This is a genomic window from Phenylobacterium sp. (genome assembly GCF_031425575.1).
Taxonomy (GTDB): Bacteria; Pseudomonadota; Alphaproteobacteria; order Caulobacterales; family Caulobacteraceae; genus Phenylobacterium.
On sequence record NZ_JANPJP010000046.1, the window covers coordinates 1 to 1972 of the forward strand.

Genomic DNA, 1972 nt, shown 5'->3' on the forward strand with positions numbered 1-1972 from the left:
CCCGATCGGGATCGCCGGCTTCGGTCAGGCGCGCGCGCTGTCGACCGGGTTTCGCGACGCGCCGTGGCGCGGGAGCCGGCCGTACGACAAGGACCGCGACGGCTTCGTGATGGGCGAGGGCGCGGGCGTTCTGGTGCTGGAAGAGTACGAACACGCCAAGGCGCGCGGCGCGAAGATCTACGCCGAGGTCCTGGGCTATGGCCTGGCCGGCGACGCCTATCACATCACCGCCCCGGCCGAGGACGGCGACGGCGGCTTCCGCGCCATGAAGGCGGCCATCAAGGACGCGGGCATCGACCCGTCGGAGATCGACTACATCAACGCCCACGGCACCTCGACCCCGCTCGGCGACGAGATCGAGCTGGGCGCTGTCACCCGTATCCTGGGCGACGCGGCCAAGGGCGTGACCATGTCGTCCACCAAGTCGGCCACCGGCCACCTGCTGGGCGCCGCGGGCGCCATCGAGGCGGCCTTCGCCTGCCTGGCCATCCGCGACCAGATCGCGCCGCCGACCCTGAACCTGGACAATCCGTCGGTTGAGACGGTCATTGACCTGATCCCGCACAAGGCGAAACCGATGGCGATCGAGTACGCCCTGTCCAACAGCTTCGGCTTCGGCGGCACCAACGCGTCGGTCGTGTTCAAGAAGGTCACGTGAGCAAGAGGCCGCGCACTCCCAAACGGAACGGCGGCCTCTCCCCCATGCGCAGGCTGATGATCATGCTGCTGAGCGCCGCCGCGACACTGGCGGTGGCCGCCATGCTGGTGGCGGTGTGGGTGGCCTGGTCGTTCCAGGGCCCCGGCCCCACGGCCAAGAGCGGCGACATGACCACGGTCATGCTGCGCCACGGCTCCAGCCTGCCCGAGATCGCCTCGACCCTGTCCCACGAGGGGGTGATCCGCTCGGCCCCGATCTTCGTGGCGGCCGCCCAGGTGACGGGCGCGGCGCGGCGGCTGAAGGCCGGCGAGTACGAGTTCGCCAGCCGCGCCTCCATGGCCAGCATTCTTGCCGACATCCGCGACGGCAAGATCATCCGTCACCAGATCACCATTCCCGAGGGCCGCACCAGCGAGATGGTGGTGGAGGCCCTGGCCGCCAAGAGCGACCTGACCGGGGTGGCCGCCGCCCCGCCCGAGGGCTCGATCCTGCCCGAGACCTACCAGTACGAGCGCGGCGAGGACCGCTCGGCGGTGCTGCGCCGGATGATGGACGCCCGCGACCAACTGATCGCGTCCCTCTGGGCCAAGCGCCAGCCGGGCCTGCCGTTCTCCACCGTGGAGGAAGCGATCACGCTCGCCTCCATCGTGGAGAAGGAGACCGGCCAGGCCAGCGAGCGGCCCCGGGTGGCCGCAGTGTTCATCAACCGCCTGCGCCAGGGCATGCGCCTGCAGAGCGACCCGACCATCATCTATGGCATCACCCAGGGCCGGCCGCTGGGGCGCGGCATCCGCGCCTCGGAACTGGCGGCGGAGACGCCCTACAACACCTATGCCATCAACGGCCTGCCGCCGACGCCGATCGCCAATCCGGGCCGGGCGGCGATCGCCGCGGTGCTGGACCCGCCCAAGACCACCGAGCTCTATTTCGTGGCCGACGGCACGGGCGGGCACGTCTTCGCCTCGACGCTCGCCGAGCACAACGCCAATGTCGCCAAGTGGCGCGCCATCGAGCGCACGCGCGGCGCGGCGGCGGCGGCCAGCGCCAGCGACGGCCCGGGCCTGGCCGGCGAGGCGCCGGTGGACGCGCCGGCCGTGACGGTGGAGCCGTAGGGTGACCTGCGGCGCCGCGCGGGTGGGCATGCCCATGAGATTGGCCACGAACCTCACGAATCTCACGAACGACACGAACAAGCAGCCCCTTCTTCCGCTCGTCCCGGCGAAGGCCGGGATCCAGGTCAGAGGTCACGACCTAAGCCAGGAATTCGGAATGCGGCTGATGAATCTGGGTCCCGGCCTTCGCCGGGATGAGCGG

At 70.6% G+C, this 1972-nt stretch carries 3 protein-coding genes; all 3 read left to right on the forward strand.

Features of this window, described 5'->3' with window-relative positions; genetic code table 11:
• A partial coding sequence (locus RMO97_RS02530; protein WP_310538978.1) for a beta-ketoacyl synthase N-terminal-like domain-containing protein occupies positions 1-658 on the forward strand: 658 nt, incomplete at its 5' end.
• A 44-nt stretch (positions 659-702) separates the two neighbouring features.
• Positions 703-1770: an endolytic transglycosylase MltG gene (mltG, locus tag RMO97_RS02535; RefSeq protein ID WP_409035275.1), complete on the forward strand. Its 1068-nt coding sequence runs from the start codon at positions 703-705 to the stop codon at positions 1768-1770.
• Between the two features lies 1 nt (position 1771).
• Positions 1772-1972, forward strand: a 201-nt coding sequence (locus RMO97_RS02540; protein WP_310538980.1) for a hypothetical protein, incomplete at its 3' end; no start/stop codon positions are given.